This window comes from Micromonospora sp. NPDC049679 (genome assembly GCF_040659735.1).
Taxonomy (GTDB): Bacteria; Actinomycetota; Actinomycetes; order Mycobacteriales; family Micromonosporaceae; genus Micromonospora_I.
In genome coordinates, this window is record NZ_JBFANZ010000022.1 from 39,155 (window position 1) to 53,070 (window position 13,916).

12 protein-coding genes are annotated in these 13,916 nt (G+C 71.0%); 4 read left to right on the forward strand and 8 right to left on the reverse strand.

The window, feature by feature from the left end; all coding sequences use genetic code 11:
- Positions 1–95: 95 nt before the first annotated feature.
- From AB0J06_RS16335 to AB0J06_RS16360, 6 genes are all read right to left on the reverse strand, one after another.
- Positions 96–1,352, reverse strand: a complete 1,257-nt coding sequence (locus AB0J06_RS16335; protein WP_357429160.1) for a M23 family metallopeptidase — start codon at positions 1,350–1,352, stop codon at positions 96–98.
- A 174-nt stretch (positions 1,353–1,526) separates the two neighbouring features.
- Positions 1,527–2,402, reverse strand: coding sequence for a permease-like cell division protein FtsX (ftsX, locus tag AB0J06_RS16340; protein ID WP_357429162.1), 876 nt, complete (start codon positions 2,400–2,402; stop codon positions 1,527–1,529).
- Positions 2,403–2,478: 76 nt separating this feature from the next.
- On the reverse strand, positions 2,479–3,159 hold the full coding sequence (gene ftsE / locus AB0J06_RS16345; RefSeq protein ID WP_357429164.1) for a cell division ATP-binding protein FtsE: 681 nt from the start codon (positions 3,157–3,159) through the stop codon (positions 2,479–2,481).
- A gap of 246 nt (positions 3,160–3,405) precedes the next feature.
- Complete coding sequence (gene prfB / locus AB0J06_RS16350) at positions 3,406–4,527, reverse strand: peptide chain release factor 2 (protein WP_357429166.1); 1,122 nt, start codon at positions 4,525–4,527, stop codon at positions 3,406–3,408.
- 102 nt (positions 4,528–4,629) lie between these two features.
- Positions 4,630–5,145, reverse strand: coding sequence for a PadR family transcriptional regulator (locus AB0J06_RS16355; protein WP_357429168.1), 516 nt, complete (start codon positions 5,143–5,145; stop codon positions 4,630–4,632).
- Positions 5,146–5,693: 548 nt separating this feature from the next.
- Entirely contained in the window at positions 5,694–6,512 is an 819-nt protein-coding gene (locus AB0J06_RS16360; protein ID WP_357429170.1) for a tryptophan 2,3-dioxygenase family protein, read from the reverse strand.
- A gap of 63 nt (positions 6,513–6,575) precedes the next feature.
- Between AB0J06_RS16360 and AB0J06_RS16365 the strand changes: the two genes are divergently transcribed.
- The gene (locus AB0J06_RS16365; protein WP_357429171.1) at positions 6,576–9,008 is read left to right on the forward strand and encodes a helicase C-terminal domain-containing protein; all 2,433 of its coding nucleotides are present in this window, start codon (positions 6,576–6,578) and stop codon (positions 9,006–9,008) included.
- Positions 9,009–9,101: 93 nt separating this feature from the next.
- Here the strand turns inward: AB0J06_RS16365 and pruA are convergent, their stop codons facing one another.
- A complete protein-coding gene (pruA, locus tag AB0J06_RS16370) occupies positions 9,102–10,730 on the reverse strand; it encodes an L-glutamate gamma-semialdehyde dehydrogenase (protein ID WP_357429173.1) in 1,629 nt (542 codons plus the stop codon).
- 293 nt (positions 10,731–11,023) lie between these two features.
- On the opposite strand from pruA, the gene AB0J06_RS16375 reads away from it, so the two are divergent.
- Positions 11,024–12,034 carry a hypothetical protein gene (locus AB0J06_RS16375; protein WP_357429175.1) on the forward strand — a complete coding sequence of 337 codons (1,011 nt, stop codon included), beginning with the start codon at positions 11,024–11,026 and terminating at the stop codon, positions 12,032–12,034.
- 15 nt (positions 12,035–12,049) lie between these two features.
- On the opposite strand, the gene AB0J06_RS16380 is transcribed toward AB0J06_RS16375, so the two are convergent.
- Positions 12,050–12,550, reverse strand: coding sequence for a hypothetical protein (locus tag AB0J06_RS16380; RefSeq protein ID WP_357429177.1), 501 nt, complete (start codon positions 12,548–12,550; stop codon positions 12,050–12,052).
- A 220-nt stretch (positions 12,551–12,770) separates the two neighbouring features.
- Between AB0J06_RS16380 and AB0J06_RS16385 the strand changes: the two genes are divergently transcribed.
- Together AB0J06_RS16385 and AB0J06_RS16390 are read left to right on the forward strand one after the other, a co-directional pair.
- Positions 12,771–12,998 (forward strand): helix-turn-helix domain-containing protein, encoded by a 228-nt coding sequence (locus tag AB0J06_RS16385; RefSeq protein WP_357429179.1) that lies wholly within the window; start codon positions 12,771–12,773, stop codon positions 12,996–12,998.
- Positions 12,999–13,268: 270 nt separating this feature from the next.
- Complete coding sequence (locus AB0J06_RS16390) at positions 13,269–13,862, forward strand: Rv3235 family protein (protein WP_357429181.1); 594 nt, start codon at positions 13,269–13,271, stop codon at positions 13,860–13,862.
- Positions 13,863–13,916 lie beyond the last annotated feature (54 nt).

Consider the following 13,916-nt stretch of genomic DNA (forward strand, 5'->3'; position numbering starts at 1 on the left):
CGGGCGGGTCACCCCGATATCGCTTTTCGCATCCAACGTGCGGATACGGGCGCTCGCCCGTCGATGGCGCACCGGACGGATCCGGACCGAACGGGTCAGCAGAGGCAGGCGGGGAGCCAGTTGAGCGGCTGGACGGGCGAGCCGTTGAGGCGGACCTCGAAGTGCAGATGGTTGCCGGTCGAAGCGCCCGTCGTGCCCACCCGGCCGATGATCTGCCCCGACCGTACCCGCTGCCACGGCGAGACGTTGATGCTCGACTGGTGCGCGTAGCAGGTGCTCAGCGACCTGCCGCCCGAGCTGCCGTGACTGATGCAGGTGAAGTTGCCGTACCCGCCGTTCCAGCCGGCCCGCATCACTGTGCCGTCGGCCGCGGCGTAGATCGGCGCGCCGCCGCTGGCCGCGATGTCGACGCCGGCGTGCAGCTGCCACACGTTGTAGTACGGGTCGTAGCGGTTGCCGTAGTCACTGGACTTCCAGCCGTTCGTCGGCATGAGCAGCCGCGCTCCAGGCCGGATGACCGGTCCTGCCCCACCGCCGTTGCTCGGCCGCCGCGCCCGCTGCTTGGCCTCCCAGGCCGCGAGCTCGGACCTGATCCGGGCCGCCTCCCCCTTGGCCTGCTCGTACTTCGCCAGACTGGCGGAGCGCTCCTGCTCGGCGACGTTCAGTGCCGCCTGTCGCTGCGCGGCGAGCGCCTCCACCTCGGCGACGGCCGCCTCCGCGGCGGCCTGGGCGCGCTGCGCGTCGCCGAGGGACCGGTCCGCCGCGACGCGCGCCTCCTGCGCCGAGCGCTCGGCCGCACCCGCCGCGTTCTGTGCCTGCTTGGCCTCCGCACGCGCACCGGTCAACCCGTCGAGCGCCTCCTGCTCGCTGGCCATGACGTGCTCGAAGTAGCCATAACGCTCGGCGGCGTCGAGCGGGCTGCGGGACTCCATCAGCATGTTGAGACTGACGATGTTGCCGCCCTTGTAGTTGGCGGACACGAAGCTGGTGACGCGCTTGCGGGCCTGTTCGACCGCTTTTTCCGAGTCCGCGAAGGCCTGACGCGCCCCCGTGAGCGCCGTCGCGGCTTCGGTCGCCTTCCGCCGGGCGGTGTTCGCGGCCACCTCCGCGGCGGCGACCTGACCCCGCGCCTCCGCGACGCGCGTCTGCGCGGCGGGCAACGCCGCGGTCGCCGCGACCAGTTGCCGCGCGGCGTTCTGTGCCCGGCCGGTCGCGCCTTCGAGGATGGCGGACGCCCTGGCCACCTCCGCCTCGATGCGCTTCTTGTCACCGCGCGGATCGGCGTGCGCGGACGCAGCCGGAAGCAGCGTCGCCAGCATGGCCGCCACCATGGTCACGATCAGTGTCGCCACCGGCGACCTTCGGCACGAGCCCACGGAATACCTCTCCCCCCGTAACGTGAGAGTCAGGTTACTCCGGTCACATCGGACACAACCGCGACTTAGGGAGCCAATTACCTCACAAAACGCGGATCGCCGCCCATCCGACGAAGCGGATGGACGGCGATGGACCGCGCGATAAGGAAACTAGACGCGGAGGTAGAAGCGGAGCGTGACCCACGCGGTGACGGCGCTGACCAGCGCACCGGCACCGGCCATGAGCGGGAACATCAACAGCACCTCACTCCACTGGAGCGGGGTCAGCAGGTCGGTGAGGTCGCGCAGCGAACCGTCGAGCAGGAGCCACTTGGCCAGCACGAGGGCACCGAAGCCGACGACCGAGCCGAGCACGCCGGCGACCACGGCCTCCAGCACGAACGGCGCTTGGATGAACCAGTTGGACGCCCCCACGAGCTTCATCACCGCGACTTCTCGCCGCTTGCTGTAGGCCGCGACCTGGATCGTGTTACCGACCAGCAGCAGGGCGGCGAGCGCCATTACCGAGGCCGCCACGAGCGCGATGCTCTGGATCGCGTTGAGGATGTTGAAGATCTTCTCGAGCAACCGACGTTGATCGACGATCTGCTCGATCCCGGCCGTGTTCTTGTACTTGTCGAAGATGAGCGCGTACTTCGTCGGATCCTTCAGCTTCACCCGGAACGACTCGGGCAGCTGGTCCGCTTTCACCGCGCTCACGAACTCCGGAGCGTCCCGGTAGAGCTCCTTGAACTTCTCGTACGCCATCGCCTTGGTCTCGTGGATGACGTCCTTGACCAGCGGGTCGCCGGCGAGCTCGGTCTGGAGCGTGGTGCGCTGTTCCTCGGAGACCCCGTCCGCGAGGAAGATCGCGACCTGCAGGTCTCCGTAGTACTGCTCCTTCATTTTGTCGACCTGCATGTACATCAGGCCGCTGGCGCCCAGCATGGTCAACGACACGGCCATGGTGATGATCATGGCGATGCTCATGGTCACGTTGCGCCACAGTCCGACCATCACCTCGGACAGGACGTACTTCGCGCGCATCGGGGGGTTCCTTCCGGATCGCCGCAGGAGTGGTTCTCGTCAGGTCGTGGCCGACTGGCCCTGGCTTCGCGAAGGGCTAGCCGTAAACGCCGCGAGCCTGGTCGCGGACAATGCGACCACCCTCAATTTCAACGACGCGCCGGCGCATCTGGTTCACGATGTTGGAGTCGTGCGTGACCATCACGACCGTCGTGCCGGTCCGGTTGATCCGGTCCAGCAGACGCATGATCTCGATCGAGGTGTCGGGGTCCAGGTTTCCGGTCGGCTCGTCGGCCAGCAGGATCAGCGGCCGGTTCACGAACGCCCGGGCCACGGCCACACGCTGCTGCTCACCGCCGGACAGCTCATGCGGGTAACGGTGCTCCTTACCGCCGAGGCCGACCAGCTCCAGCACCTCCGGCACAACCCGGCGGGCGACCGCCTTGGTCTTGCCGATCACCTCGAGGGCGAACGCCACGTTCTCGTAGGCGGTGCGATTGGGCAGCAGGCGGAAGTCCTGGAAGACGCATCCGATCGAGCGACGGAAGTGCGGGATCTTCCACGAACGCATCGCGGTGACGTCCCGGCTGTTCACGACGACCTTGCCCTTACTGGGCGTCACCTCGTGCAGCAGCAGCTTGATGATCGTGGACTTACCGGAGCCGGACGGACCGATGAAGAAGACGAACTCCCCCTTCTCGATCGAGACCGACACATCGTCCAGCGATGGCCGAGACGACTTGGGGTACGTCTTAGTCACTTGCTCAAGCTGAATCACGGGTGGTGAGTCTACGCGGTGTAACCGAAAGTCCAAGTCCACCCTGGAGGCCTTCGCCAGGTATGCCCGAAACGCGTCTCAGGTCTTTGCTCCGGATGTGCCGGGCCCACCCTTCAGCGGGCCCGGCCGACCGTTCGGACCACGCGCACCCGGCCCGCGAACGGCGACACGCCGCGATCGGAGCGCGACACGCCGCGATCGACCGCCGCCCGCCCGGCCGGCTCCGACCGGGGACGGGCGCGCAGGTCAGGCCGCGTCGCCGGCGAGCTGGGTCTGCTTGCGCCAGCGGATCCCCGCCTCGATGAAGCCGTCGAGCTCGCCGTCGAAGACCGCCGACGGATTGCCCGTCTCCTGCTCGGTACGCAGATCCTTCACCATCTGATACGGGTGCAGGACGTACGACCGCATCTGGTCGCCCCAGGAGCCGGCGGCGTCGGTCTTCAGGCCCGCCATCTTCGCCTGCTCCTCCTGCCGCTTGCGCTCCAGCAGCCGGGCCTGCAGCACGCGCAGCGCGGAGGCCTTGTTCTGCAGCTGGGACTTTTCGTTCTGGCAGGTCACCACGATGCCGGTCGGAATGTGTGTGAGGCGCACCGCGGAGTCCGTCGTGTTGACGCTCTGCCCGCCCGGGCCGGACGAGCGGTAGACGTCGACCCGCATCTCGTTTTCCGGGATGTCGATGTGGTCCGTCTGCTCGACCACCGGCAGCACCTCGACCCCGGCGAAGCTGGTCTGCCGCCGCCCCTGGTTGTCGAAGGGGCTGATCCGCACCAGGCGGTGGGTCCCCGACTCAACGCTGAGCGTGCCGAACGCGTACGGGGCCTTCACCGCGAACGTCGCGGACTTCAGCCCGGCCTCCTCGGCGTAGGACGTCTCGTAGACCTCGGTCGGGTAACCGTGCCGCTCCGCCCAGCGCAGGTACATCCGCAGCAGCATCTCCGCGAAGTCGGCCGCGTCGACACCGCCGGCGCCCGCCCGGATCGCGACCAGCGCCTCCCGCGAGTCGTACTCGCCGGAGAGCAGCGTGCGGACCTCCATCTCCTCGATGGCCTTGTGCAGCGCGACCACCTCGGTGGTGACCTCGGCGACCGAGCCCTCGTCCTCCTCGGCCTCGGCCATCTCCAGCAGCAGGCCGGCGTCGTCGAGCCGGCTCCGCAGGTTCTCGAGTTTGTCGATCTCGGAGTTGACGTGGGAGAGCTTGGAGGTCACCTCCTGAGCCCGGGCCTGGTCGTTCCACAGATCAGGGGCGGAGGCCACCTCCTCCAGCTCCGCCTTGTCGCGGCGCAGCCTGTCGACATCGAGGACGGCCTCGATGTTTCGCAGGGTGGCGTCAAGATCTTTAAGCTGGTCGGAAATGTCGGCAGCGGTCACAACAGTCAAGAATACGTCCCCCGGAAGCGAGCAGCTCATCTCCCGTGGGCAACGCCGCACAGCGCCGCCACCGACGCCGGCGGCGGGCCGGACCGGCCGGGGTCAGCCGACCGGCGCGGTCTTGAGCCAGGAGAGCGCGGCCTTGTGGTACGCCACGGCGAACTCCAGCGCGGCGGCGCCGAACGTGTCGCCGGCCTTCTTCGCGTCCCGGGCCTGCTCCCGCGCCGCGGCCAGGGCCTCCGCGTGGTGCTCGTTCGCCTCCGCGTAGAGCTCGCGCAGCTGGTTGGCCGAGTGCAGGGTGCCGAAGGCGACCCGCAGGGCGATGGGGTTCCGGATCGCGTCACGGCCGGGCGACTCGGTCAGCCACCGGGCGAAGGTGCGCTTCCCGGCCGCCGTGATCGCGTACGGCTGACTGGAGCGCGGGCCGGGCTTGCCGAGTCGGACGTAGCCCTGGTCGGCGAGGACCGGCAATTCGCGGTAGACCTGACTGCGCGTCATCGACCAGTAGGGCGAGAGACGGCGCTCAGCGGCGGCCATCAACTGGCCGCCGGTCATGGGTCCTTCATGGAGCAGACCCAGCAGGGCTGCCGCGGTAGGGTTGATTCCAGAATCCGGCATACCCTCCACGCTGCCACTTTGTCTCCCCCGCGTCCAGGATTTCGCATGATCGGGAGCGGCGTGTGTTCCAATGTGCACTGTCCGTGGCAGACAGTCGGCTGAGGACTGTCGATATGCTCGGGTCACTTTTTGATCTTCAACGGACCGATCGGCCGACCCGCCCGCTCCACCGGTTGGCGATTCTGCGTGACGATTTGGACACTCTCCGATGGGTTGATCCGGCGACCCGACCCCCTGGATTTCGTCCCGTACGCCGGGTTCGGCGCGATTAGTGGGGCCTTCTGGGGCGCAACGTCCGATATGTCGGATCATAAGATCCGGGCCGGCTGACGAAGGCGCGACCGGCGCCTTCTCGTCCCACCCGCGGAGCCCCACCCGCGCAGAACCTCTTCTCGTCGATCAAGGACGTGTTCGCACGAATTGACCATCAATCGGGTTAACACGTCCTTGGTCGGGCTGAATTTCCTTGATCGGCGGACGGGCCGACGTCACCCGATCGGGTGGTGGCACGGCCACCACCGGGCGAAGGTCGGCGGATCGGTCCCCGCTCAGAGGTGGCTGCGCAGCTCCCACAGCTCGGGATAGAAACGCAGCTCGATCCGGGAACGGAGGTAGGCGCCGCCGGCCGAGCCGCCCGTACCCGGCTTGGTGCCGATCTGCCGCTCGGCCATCAGCACGTGCCGGGCCCGCCACAGGCAGAACGCCTGGTCATGCGCGACCAGCGCCTCAGCCAGGTCCCACAGCTGACCGAACCGCTCCCGGTCCCGCGCGATCGCGGAGAACGCCGTGATGCGCTGTTCGGCCGTGTCGACGGCGAAGCCCGCCTTGGCCAGGACCGCGAGGAACCCGTCCCAGAGACTCGGCTCCGCGAGGCGGCGCTCCAGCCGCTCACGGTCCCCGTCGCTCAGACCACGGAACCGCTGCAGGTAGCCCGGGTCCTTCGCCCCGGAGAGGAACTCGATCTCGCGGAACTGCGCCGACTGGAAGCCCGAGGCCGGCGCCAGCTTGGTGCGGAAGGCGAGGAAGTCCTGCGGCGTCATCGTGTCGATCACATCGACCTGCCCGACCAGGACACGTTCGATCGTGTGGCAGCGCTCCAGGCGCACCCGCGGCAGGTAGCTCTCACCGGCCAGCATCCGGTCCCGCGCGTCGGTCAACTCCGACAGCAGCAGCTTGAACCACAGCTCATAGACCTGGTGGATGGTGATGAAGAGCAGTTCGTCGTGGGCCGGCGGCGACGACTCGGGGACCTGCTGATCGAGCAGGTCGGGCAGGCGCAGGTAGGCGCCGTAGGTGAGAAGGCCGCCCTGCTCGCCGAAGCGGGGGTCCGGGGCGACGCCGTTGTCGCGAAGGGTCTTGTCAGTCACTCCCGAACGCTACCGCCCCACACGTTTGACCTGCGGCTCGGGCGTACGGCAGATTGGGCCGACGTGTCCACTCCACTGGTTCACTGGCTCGCCGGGCTCGACGCCGACGCGCTCGCCGGCATCCTGACCCGCCGGCCGGACACGCTGACCGAGCCACCGCCCACCGAACTGTCCGCGCTCGCCGCCCGGCTGCAGGAGCGCGGCTCCGCCGTCGCCGCGCTCGCGTCGCTCCCCCGCCCCGCCGTCCAGCTCATCGAGGCGCTCCAGGCCTGCGGTGCGCCGAGCGTCGGCCGGGAGCAGCTCGCCGCCGCGATCGGCCGCTCCCCCGACGATCCGGAATTCGACGGCACGCTGCGCACGCTCGCCGGGTGGGCGCTCGTCTGGCCGGACGGCGATGACCTGCGGATGACCGGGCCGCTCTGGTCGTTCTTCGCGCATCCGCTCGGTCTCGGCGCACCCGCCGCCCGTCTGCTCGGCGCGGTGCCTCCCGGCGAGCTGCGCGAGATCGCCGCCACCCTCGGGCTCTCCGCTCCGCGTAGCCAGCACGACCTGGTCGCGGCGGTCTCCGACGCGCTCGCCGACGCCGACCGGGTCCGCGCGCTGGTCGCGGCCGCCCCGCCCGACGCCCGCGAGCTGCTGCTGTCGGTCGCGGCCGCCGGCCCGCTGGTCGCGGCGCCCCCGCAGTACGAGCTCCGCAGCCCGGACGGCCCGGCGATCGGCTGGGCGGTCCGCCGCGGCCTGCTGGTGTGGGACGGCTGGCACCACGCGCAACTGCCGGCGGAAGTCGGCACGGCGCTGCGCGGCCCGGACTGGCGGGCGCCCTACGAGCCTCATCCACCGGCGCTCGCGCTGGTCGACGCGGACGAGACGGCCGTGGCGCGGGAGGCCGCGGCCGCGGCGACCAGCGCCGTCGAGCAGATCTCCGCCCTGCTCGACTCCGCCGCCACCACGCCCGTCGCGCTGCTCAAGGCGGGTGGCGTGGGAAGCCGCGAGCTGCGGCGGCTGGCGAAGTCGGTGGGGTGCGGCGAGCCGGAGGTACGGCTGTGGCTGGAGCTCGCCTACGCCGCCGGCTTGCTCGGCATCGCGGGTGGGCAGGTGCAACCGACCGAGGCGTACGACGAATGGTGCGACAGCGAACCGGCGGCCCGACTGCCGGTGCTGCTGCGGGCGTGGCAGCAGATTCCGGGTGCGCCGCTCGCCGAGCATCGTCCCGACGGCGGGCCCCCACCGGCCCCGCTGTTGCGCGACGGGGCCTGGTTGGCGGCGTACGACCTGCGCCCCATCCTCCTGCGCGTCGCGGCCGACCTGCCCGACGGACGTGGCGTGGCCGACGGCCGACAGCTGACCGAGGTCCTGCGCTGGCGGCTGCCGCTGCTGACCGGGGCGGGAGGCGCGGTGGCGCAGTTGCTCACCGGTCTGTGGCAGGAGACGCAGCTGATCGGGGTCGTCGCGCACGGCACGCTCACCCCGCTCGGACGGGCGCTGCGGCACGCTCCCGCGACCCTGGGCGACGCGGCGGCGGCGCTGCTGCCGCCCGCTGTGCGGCAGGCCGTCTTCCAGAACGACCTGACCGTCGTGGTGCCGGGCATACCGGCAGCGGCCCTGGCCGGACTCCTCGACAACGCCGCCGAACGCGAGTCGCGTGGGGCCGCGACCACCTGGCGGTTCACCTCGGGCTCGCTGCGCGCCGCCCTGGATGCGGGCTACGCGCCCGACGAACTGGTCGCCGCGCTCCGCGCCGCGGCGGTCGGCCAGACCCTGCCGCAATCGCTCGAATACCTGATCACGGACGTTGGACGCCGGCACGGCCGGATCCGGGTACGGGCGGTCGGCTGCGTCCTGCACGCCGACGACCCCACGCTGCTCACCGAGATCGCCGGGGTACGGGCGCTGCGCCCGCTCGGGCTGGCCGTTCTGGCCCCGACGGTGCTCGCCAGCGCGAAACCGGTCGCCGAGACGCTCGCCGCATTGCGGGACGCCGGCTACGCGCCGGCCGGCGAGGACGCCGACGGGGAACCGATCATCGAGCGGTCGCCCCGGCGCCGCGCCCCGGCCCTGCGCCGTGCCGGAAGAGGCCGACGCGGGGGCGGACCGGAGCAGGAACCGGCGGTGGATCCGACCGAGGTGGCGGAGCGGTTGCTGGCGAACGCGGTGGTCGACGGCCCGCTCGCGACCGTCCTCGAACTGCCCCGGCGGAGCGGACACGGGCGGCTCGACGAGCGGCAGGCCCCCGACGAGCCGGCGGGGCAGAGCGCCGACGCGGCCGTACGGCGGCACGCGGCGCGGCTCAACGACGCCGAGCAGCAGCTACTGGTCGGGGCGATCGGCACGGGCGAGCCGGTGCGGATCGACTACCGCAACGCCTCGGGCGGCTTCTCCACCCGCGTCGTGCAGCCGATGGAGGTGGAACGGCACCTGCTGGTGGCCTGGTGTCACCTGCGGGAGGAGGAGCGGGCGTTCGCGCTCGACCGGATCGAGGCCGTCTCCCCCGCCTGATCAAGGACTTACCGGTCGATCAAGGACGTATTCACACGGATGAAGATCGAACCGTGAGAACATGTCCTTGATCGACGTGGAAAGACCGCGGGGTCAGCCCATGTGGGGGTAGCGGAAGTCGGTCGCCGGCACGAACGTCTCCTTGATGGTGCGCGGCGACGTCCAGCGGGCCAGGTTGTGCCAGGAGCCCGCCTTGTCGTTGGTGCCGCTGGCCCGGGCGCCACCGAACGGCTGCTGCCCGACCACGGCCCCGGTCGGCTTGTCGTTGATGTAGAAGTTGCCGGCCGCGTAGCGCAGTGTCTCGCTCGCCCAGTCGACGACGCGACGGTCGTCGGCGAAGATCGAGCCGGTCAGCGCGTACGCCGCGGAACCCTCCGCCTGGGTCACCACGCTCTCGAAGCGCTCGTCGTCGAAGACGTGCACCGACAGGATCGGCCCGAAGAACTCCGTGGTGAAGACGTCGTGCGTCGGGTCGGTGCACTCGACGACGGTGGGCCGGACGAAGAAGCCCTCGGAGTCGTCGGCGGTGCCGCCGGCGATCACGGTGCAGGCGTCGTCCTTCTTCATCATGTCCAGTGCCGCGGCGTGCCGTGCGAACGCGCGGGCGTCGATCACCGCCCCGCCGAAGTTACGGAAATCGGTCACGTCGCCGTACGCGATGGAGCCAGTGGTCGCGGCGAGCCGGTCGCGCAGCCCACCATCCCAGATCGATCGCGGGATGTACGCCCGCGACGCCGCCGAGCACTTCTGCCCCTGGTATTCGAAGGCGCCGCGAACCAACGCGGTGTGCAGCGCATCCACGTCGGCGCTGCTGTGCGCGACAACGAAGTCCTTGCCGCCGGTCTCTCCCACCAGGCGCGGGTAGGACCGGTAGCGGTCGATGTTGTCCCCGATGGTGCGCCACAGGTGCTGGAAGACCTTGGTCGAGCCGGTGAAGTGGATGCCGGCGAGGTCGGGGTCCGCGAGGGTGACCTCGGAAACCTCGATCCCGTGCCCGGTGACCATGTTGATCACGCCGGGCGGCAGGCCGGCGGCCTCGAAGAGCCGCATCGTGAAGTGGGCCGCGAACTGCTGCGTCGGCGCCGGCTTCCAGACCACCGTGTTGCCCATCAGCGCGGGGGCCGACGGGAGGTTGCCCGCGATGGCGGTGAAGTTGAACGGGGTGATCGCGTAGACGAAGCCCTCGAGGGGCCGGTGGTCGAAGCGGTTCCACACCCCGGGCGAGGACTGCGGCTGCTCGCCGAGGAGCTTGTGCGCGAACGCGACGTTGAACCGGAGGAAGTCGATCAGCTCACAGGCGGAGTCGATCTCGGCCTGGTAGGCCGTCTTCGACTGGCCGAGCATGGTCGCACCGTTGAGCGTGTCACGCCAGGGCCCGGCGAGCAGTTCGGCGGCGCGCAGGAAGATCGCGGCCCGGTCTTCGAAGGACAAAGCACGCCACATCGGGGCGGCTTTCTTCGCGGCCGTCACCGCCGCGACGGCGTCGGCGTTGGTCGCGTTGTGGGTGACCCCCAGCACGTGCCGGTGCCGGTGCGGCTGCACGACCTCGATCGCCGCGCCCGCGCCCATCCGCTGCTGACCGTCGATGGTCATGGTCAGCTCGAGCCGCTCGCCGGCGAGTTCGCCGAGACGCCGCTCCAGGCTGGCGCGCTCGGCGCTGCCCGGCGCGTAGTGGCGGCCGGGCTCGTTGCGCGGCTCGGGTACGGAGAAGACGGCGTCCATCACAGGCTCCCGGATGATCTCGACTGCATTGGCGAAATCGGACCGACCGGGGCTCTTCGTGGGAGCCACAACGGCAGATCCTCGCCCAATCCTCGCACGGCCTCCGCCCGCCCACGGTCGCGCCGTGCAGCACCGGCAGCCGGCTCCGAACCGGCCGCGCGTCGTGCCCTACCGGCACCGCGCGGGTCGGGTCAGGGTCGCGCGTACCCTGAACAACCGGTGCCCCGGCGGCACCTCACCGCTGTCTCAGCCGCCTCCACGCCCGCGGCCGGCGATCCGTCGAAGGGGAGACGATGACGAACGAGACCGGCATCTCCGCGCCCGCGCGCCCGGCCGACCCCGAGCCGACCGGCGCGTCCGCCGCGCCGGTCACGGGCACGGAGGACGGCGCCCGGCCCGCCGCCGCGATCGGCGCGGTGTGGCTGGCGGCTCTCGCCCTGCTCTGGCTCGCCGTGATGCTCCGATCCGTGCAGGCGTCATTGGAGTCACCGGGCGACGGGGTCTTCGGGATCACCGCGGCGGCCATCGGACTGCCTGCGGTGATCTCCGCCGCGCTGGTCGGCGGTGCGGGCGTCGGCCTGGCCGTACGCCGATTCTTCGGACGCCACCTGCACGACCACCCGACCGCGCGGTTCGCCATCGCGGTCGGCGCCGGCCTGGTCAGCGGGGTCGGCTCGGCCACCGCGGTCGTGCTCGGGCACGGCAACGGCGGCTCGGCGATCATGGTGCTGGGCGGCACGATCGCCGCCGGCGCCACGATCGGCGGCGCGCTCGCCGGCATCCGGGCGAGCGCCGTGGTCGGCGCAGGCGTGGCGGCGTCGCTCGGCGTCTTCCTGCTCACCTTCGTCCGGGAGCTGTTCAAGTCCGACCTGCTCACCCTCTTCGGGGCGGGCGACAATGCCGTCTCGTTGCTGAACGCCCAGCACTGGCTGGCGTTGGCCGGATCGGTGCTCGGCGGCCTGGTCGCCGGAGTGATCGCCTTCGCCTATCTGCGCCGGGCGGTACGCCACCTCGAGGCGCCGCCGCGCTGGCCGGTGTACCTGCTCGCCGGCGCCGGCACCGGGGTGATGCTGCTGCTCACCGAGGTGATCACCCGTGTCGGTGGCGCCCAGGTGCTCGCCCTGGCGCGCTCGGTCAGCGAAGACGACAGCGCGTTCCAGGACATGGCGGACAGCGCCCGGATCAACGCCGGCCTGGTCGTCCTCTTCGTCGGGGCGATCACCGCGATGATCGCGTTCGGCCGGACGTTGCGCCCCGCGCACGAGCCGACCGACGAGCCCACGGAGCCCGCGCCAGCCCACTGACCGCGGCGGGGTGCCCTAGACGAACGTGTCGAGCTCGGAGACGTCGTACCACTCCAGCTCGTGGTCCTCCGCCCCGTCGACGGTGAACTGGGCGTCGGGATCACCCGCCCCCGCCTCTTCGATCACCGCCGCCGCCGCGGCGATGTCGTCGGCCGCATCGGCGCTGTCCACGTGGATCGCGGCGACCGCGCGCACCGGCACCGGCCCGACGAGTCGCACCGCGCTTGAGCCGAGCTCGCCGTCACCGCGCTGCACCGCCGCCGGAGGCAGATCGGCCGAGACCACGACCCGGCGGCGGGGCGCGGCGGGATCCTGGCGCAGCAGTCGGAGCGCTCCCTGGGCGGCGCGGGTGAACGCGACGTACTCGAGCTCCTCCTCGTCGCCCTCGGCGTACCACTCCCGCAACGCGGGGGTGACCGCGTCGGCGGAGTCCGCGGTCAGCTCGCCCGTCGTGCGCAGGGTGCTCAGCATCGGCATGGTGGCCGGCACGTACACCCGGATGAGCTGCTCTGTCACCGCACGGTCTCCCAACTCGACACCTGCGCGCCGGCAACACCGGCCGCGCCCGGCGCCGGTTCGCGGCGCCGCCCCCTGTCCTACACCCCGCAACGCCCCGTCGGAAGCTCATCCGGCCCGGTGTGTCCGATCAGCAATGCCCGGCCCGCGCACAGGAGTGGCCCGCGGGGCGGTCGATGGCAAACTAGGACGACCGCCGTCCACCCCTCCGGGAGTCACCGTGGAACCGAGGTTCCTGCAGCTGTCCGACGTCGCCGCCGAGCTGAACGTGTCGGACTCGCAGGTCTACCACATGGTGCGCAGCGGCGAACTTCCGGCGATCAAGATCGGCGGCCGGGGCCAGTGGCGGGTGGAACGCGCGCGGCTGGAGGAGTACATCCAGCGGAAATACGCCGAGACCTCCGAATGGGTGCACGGGAACCCGCTGGTCGATCGCGAACCGGAATAGCCGACCGCACATCCCCGGCCCCGGCCGCGCCGATCCCCGCGATCGCTCCATCCTTACCCGCCCCGGTCCCGCCGGAGGCGGTCGCAGACGTCTGGACGCCCGGTCCCGCGTGAGGCGGTCGCAGACGTCTGGACGCCGCGCGAGGGCGGTGCTGCCCTGCGCGTGCCGATTCCGGCGGCATGCCGCATTGACCCCAACGGATATCGTCCAGTATGAATGAGGCTTGTCGAAGGCAAACGAAGGTAAACGCAAGATCGAGAGGAGCACGGCGTGCAGCCTGTGCGGATCCCGGCCCGCCCCGTCGTACGGCTACGCCCGGCGCCCCCTCTCGACCCGCCCTTCGAGGACGAGTCCGACCCGCAGACCTGGGCGCTGCCGTCGGGCGCCCGGCAGCTCGCGCTGAAACTCGGCCCCGTCGCGCGCACCGACACGGTCCGGCGCCGTCGCGCAGAACCGGCCGCGACGGTCCCGCCGGCGGACGACGTCCCCCGAGCCCTGCCGTCCGACGCGCTGGCCGCGGCGTCCCCGGAGGCCCGTCAGGCCGCCCGCCGTTTCCTCACCACCTGTCTGGAGATCTTCAACGGGTACCGGCCGGTCTCCCACATCCGGCCGCTGTCCGGTCCGTTTCACGCCCAGGCGATCAGCCAGCATCTGGCGACCGGGATCGACCGGATGGCCGGGCACCGGGTCATTGGGCGGCCGAAGGAGTTGGTGCGGCTGCGGACGCTGCGGGTCTGCGAGCCGCGGCGCGGCGTCGCGGAGGCCGCCGCCGCCCTGAGCGCGGCCGGGCGCACCTGGGCCATCGCGTTCCGCCTCGAACAACGCGGCGGCAGCTGGGTCGGCAGGATGGCCGAACTTCTCTGACCGGCACCCCGTGCGCTCAGCCGGCGCGACCGTGGGCGCCGTACACGACGAAGG

Coding starts and splice junctions, on each gene's coding strand:
- ftsX (WP_357429162.1), bottom strand. CDS start 2,402: ATGCGCGCGAAGTACGTCCTGTCCGAGGTGATGGTCGGACTGTGGCGC.
- AB0J06_RS16355 (WP_357429168.1), bottom strand. CDS start 5,145: ATGCCGGATTCTGGAATCAACCCTACCGCGGCAGCCCTGCTGGGTCTG.
- pruA (WP_357429173.1), bottom strand. CDS start 10,730: ATGGACGCCGTCTTCTCCGTACCCGAGCCGCGCAACGAGCCCGGCCGC.
- AB0J06_RS16375 (WP_357429175.1), top strand. CDS start 11,024: ATGACGAACGAGACCGGCATCTCCGCGCCCGCGCGCCCGGCCGACCCC.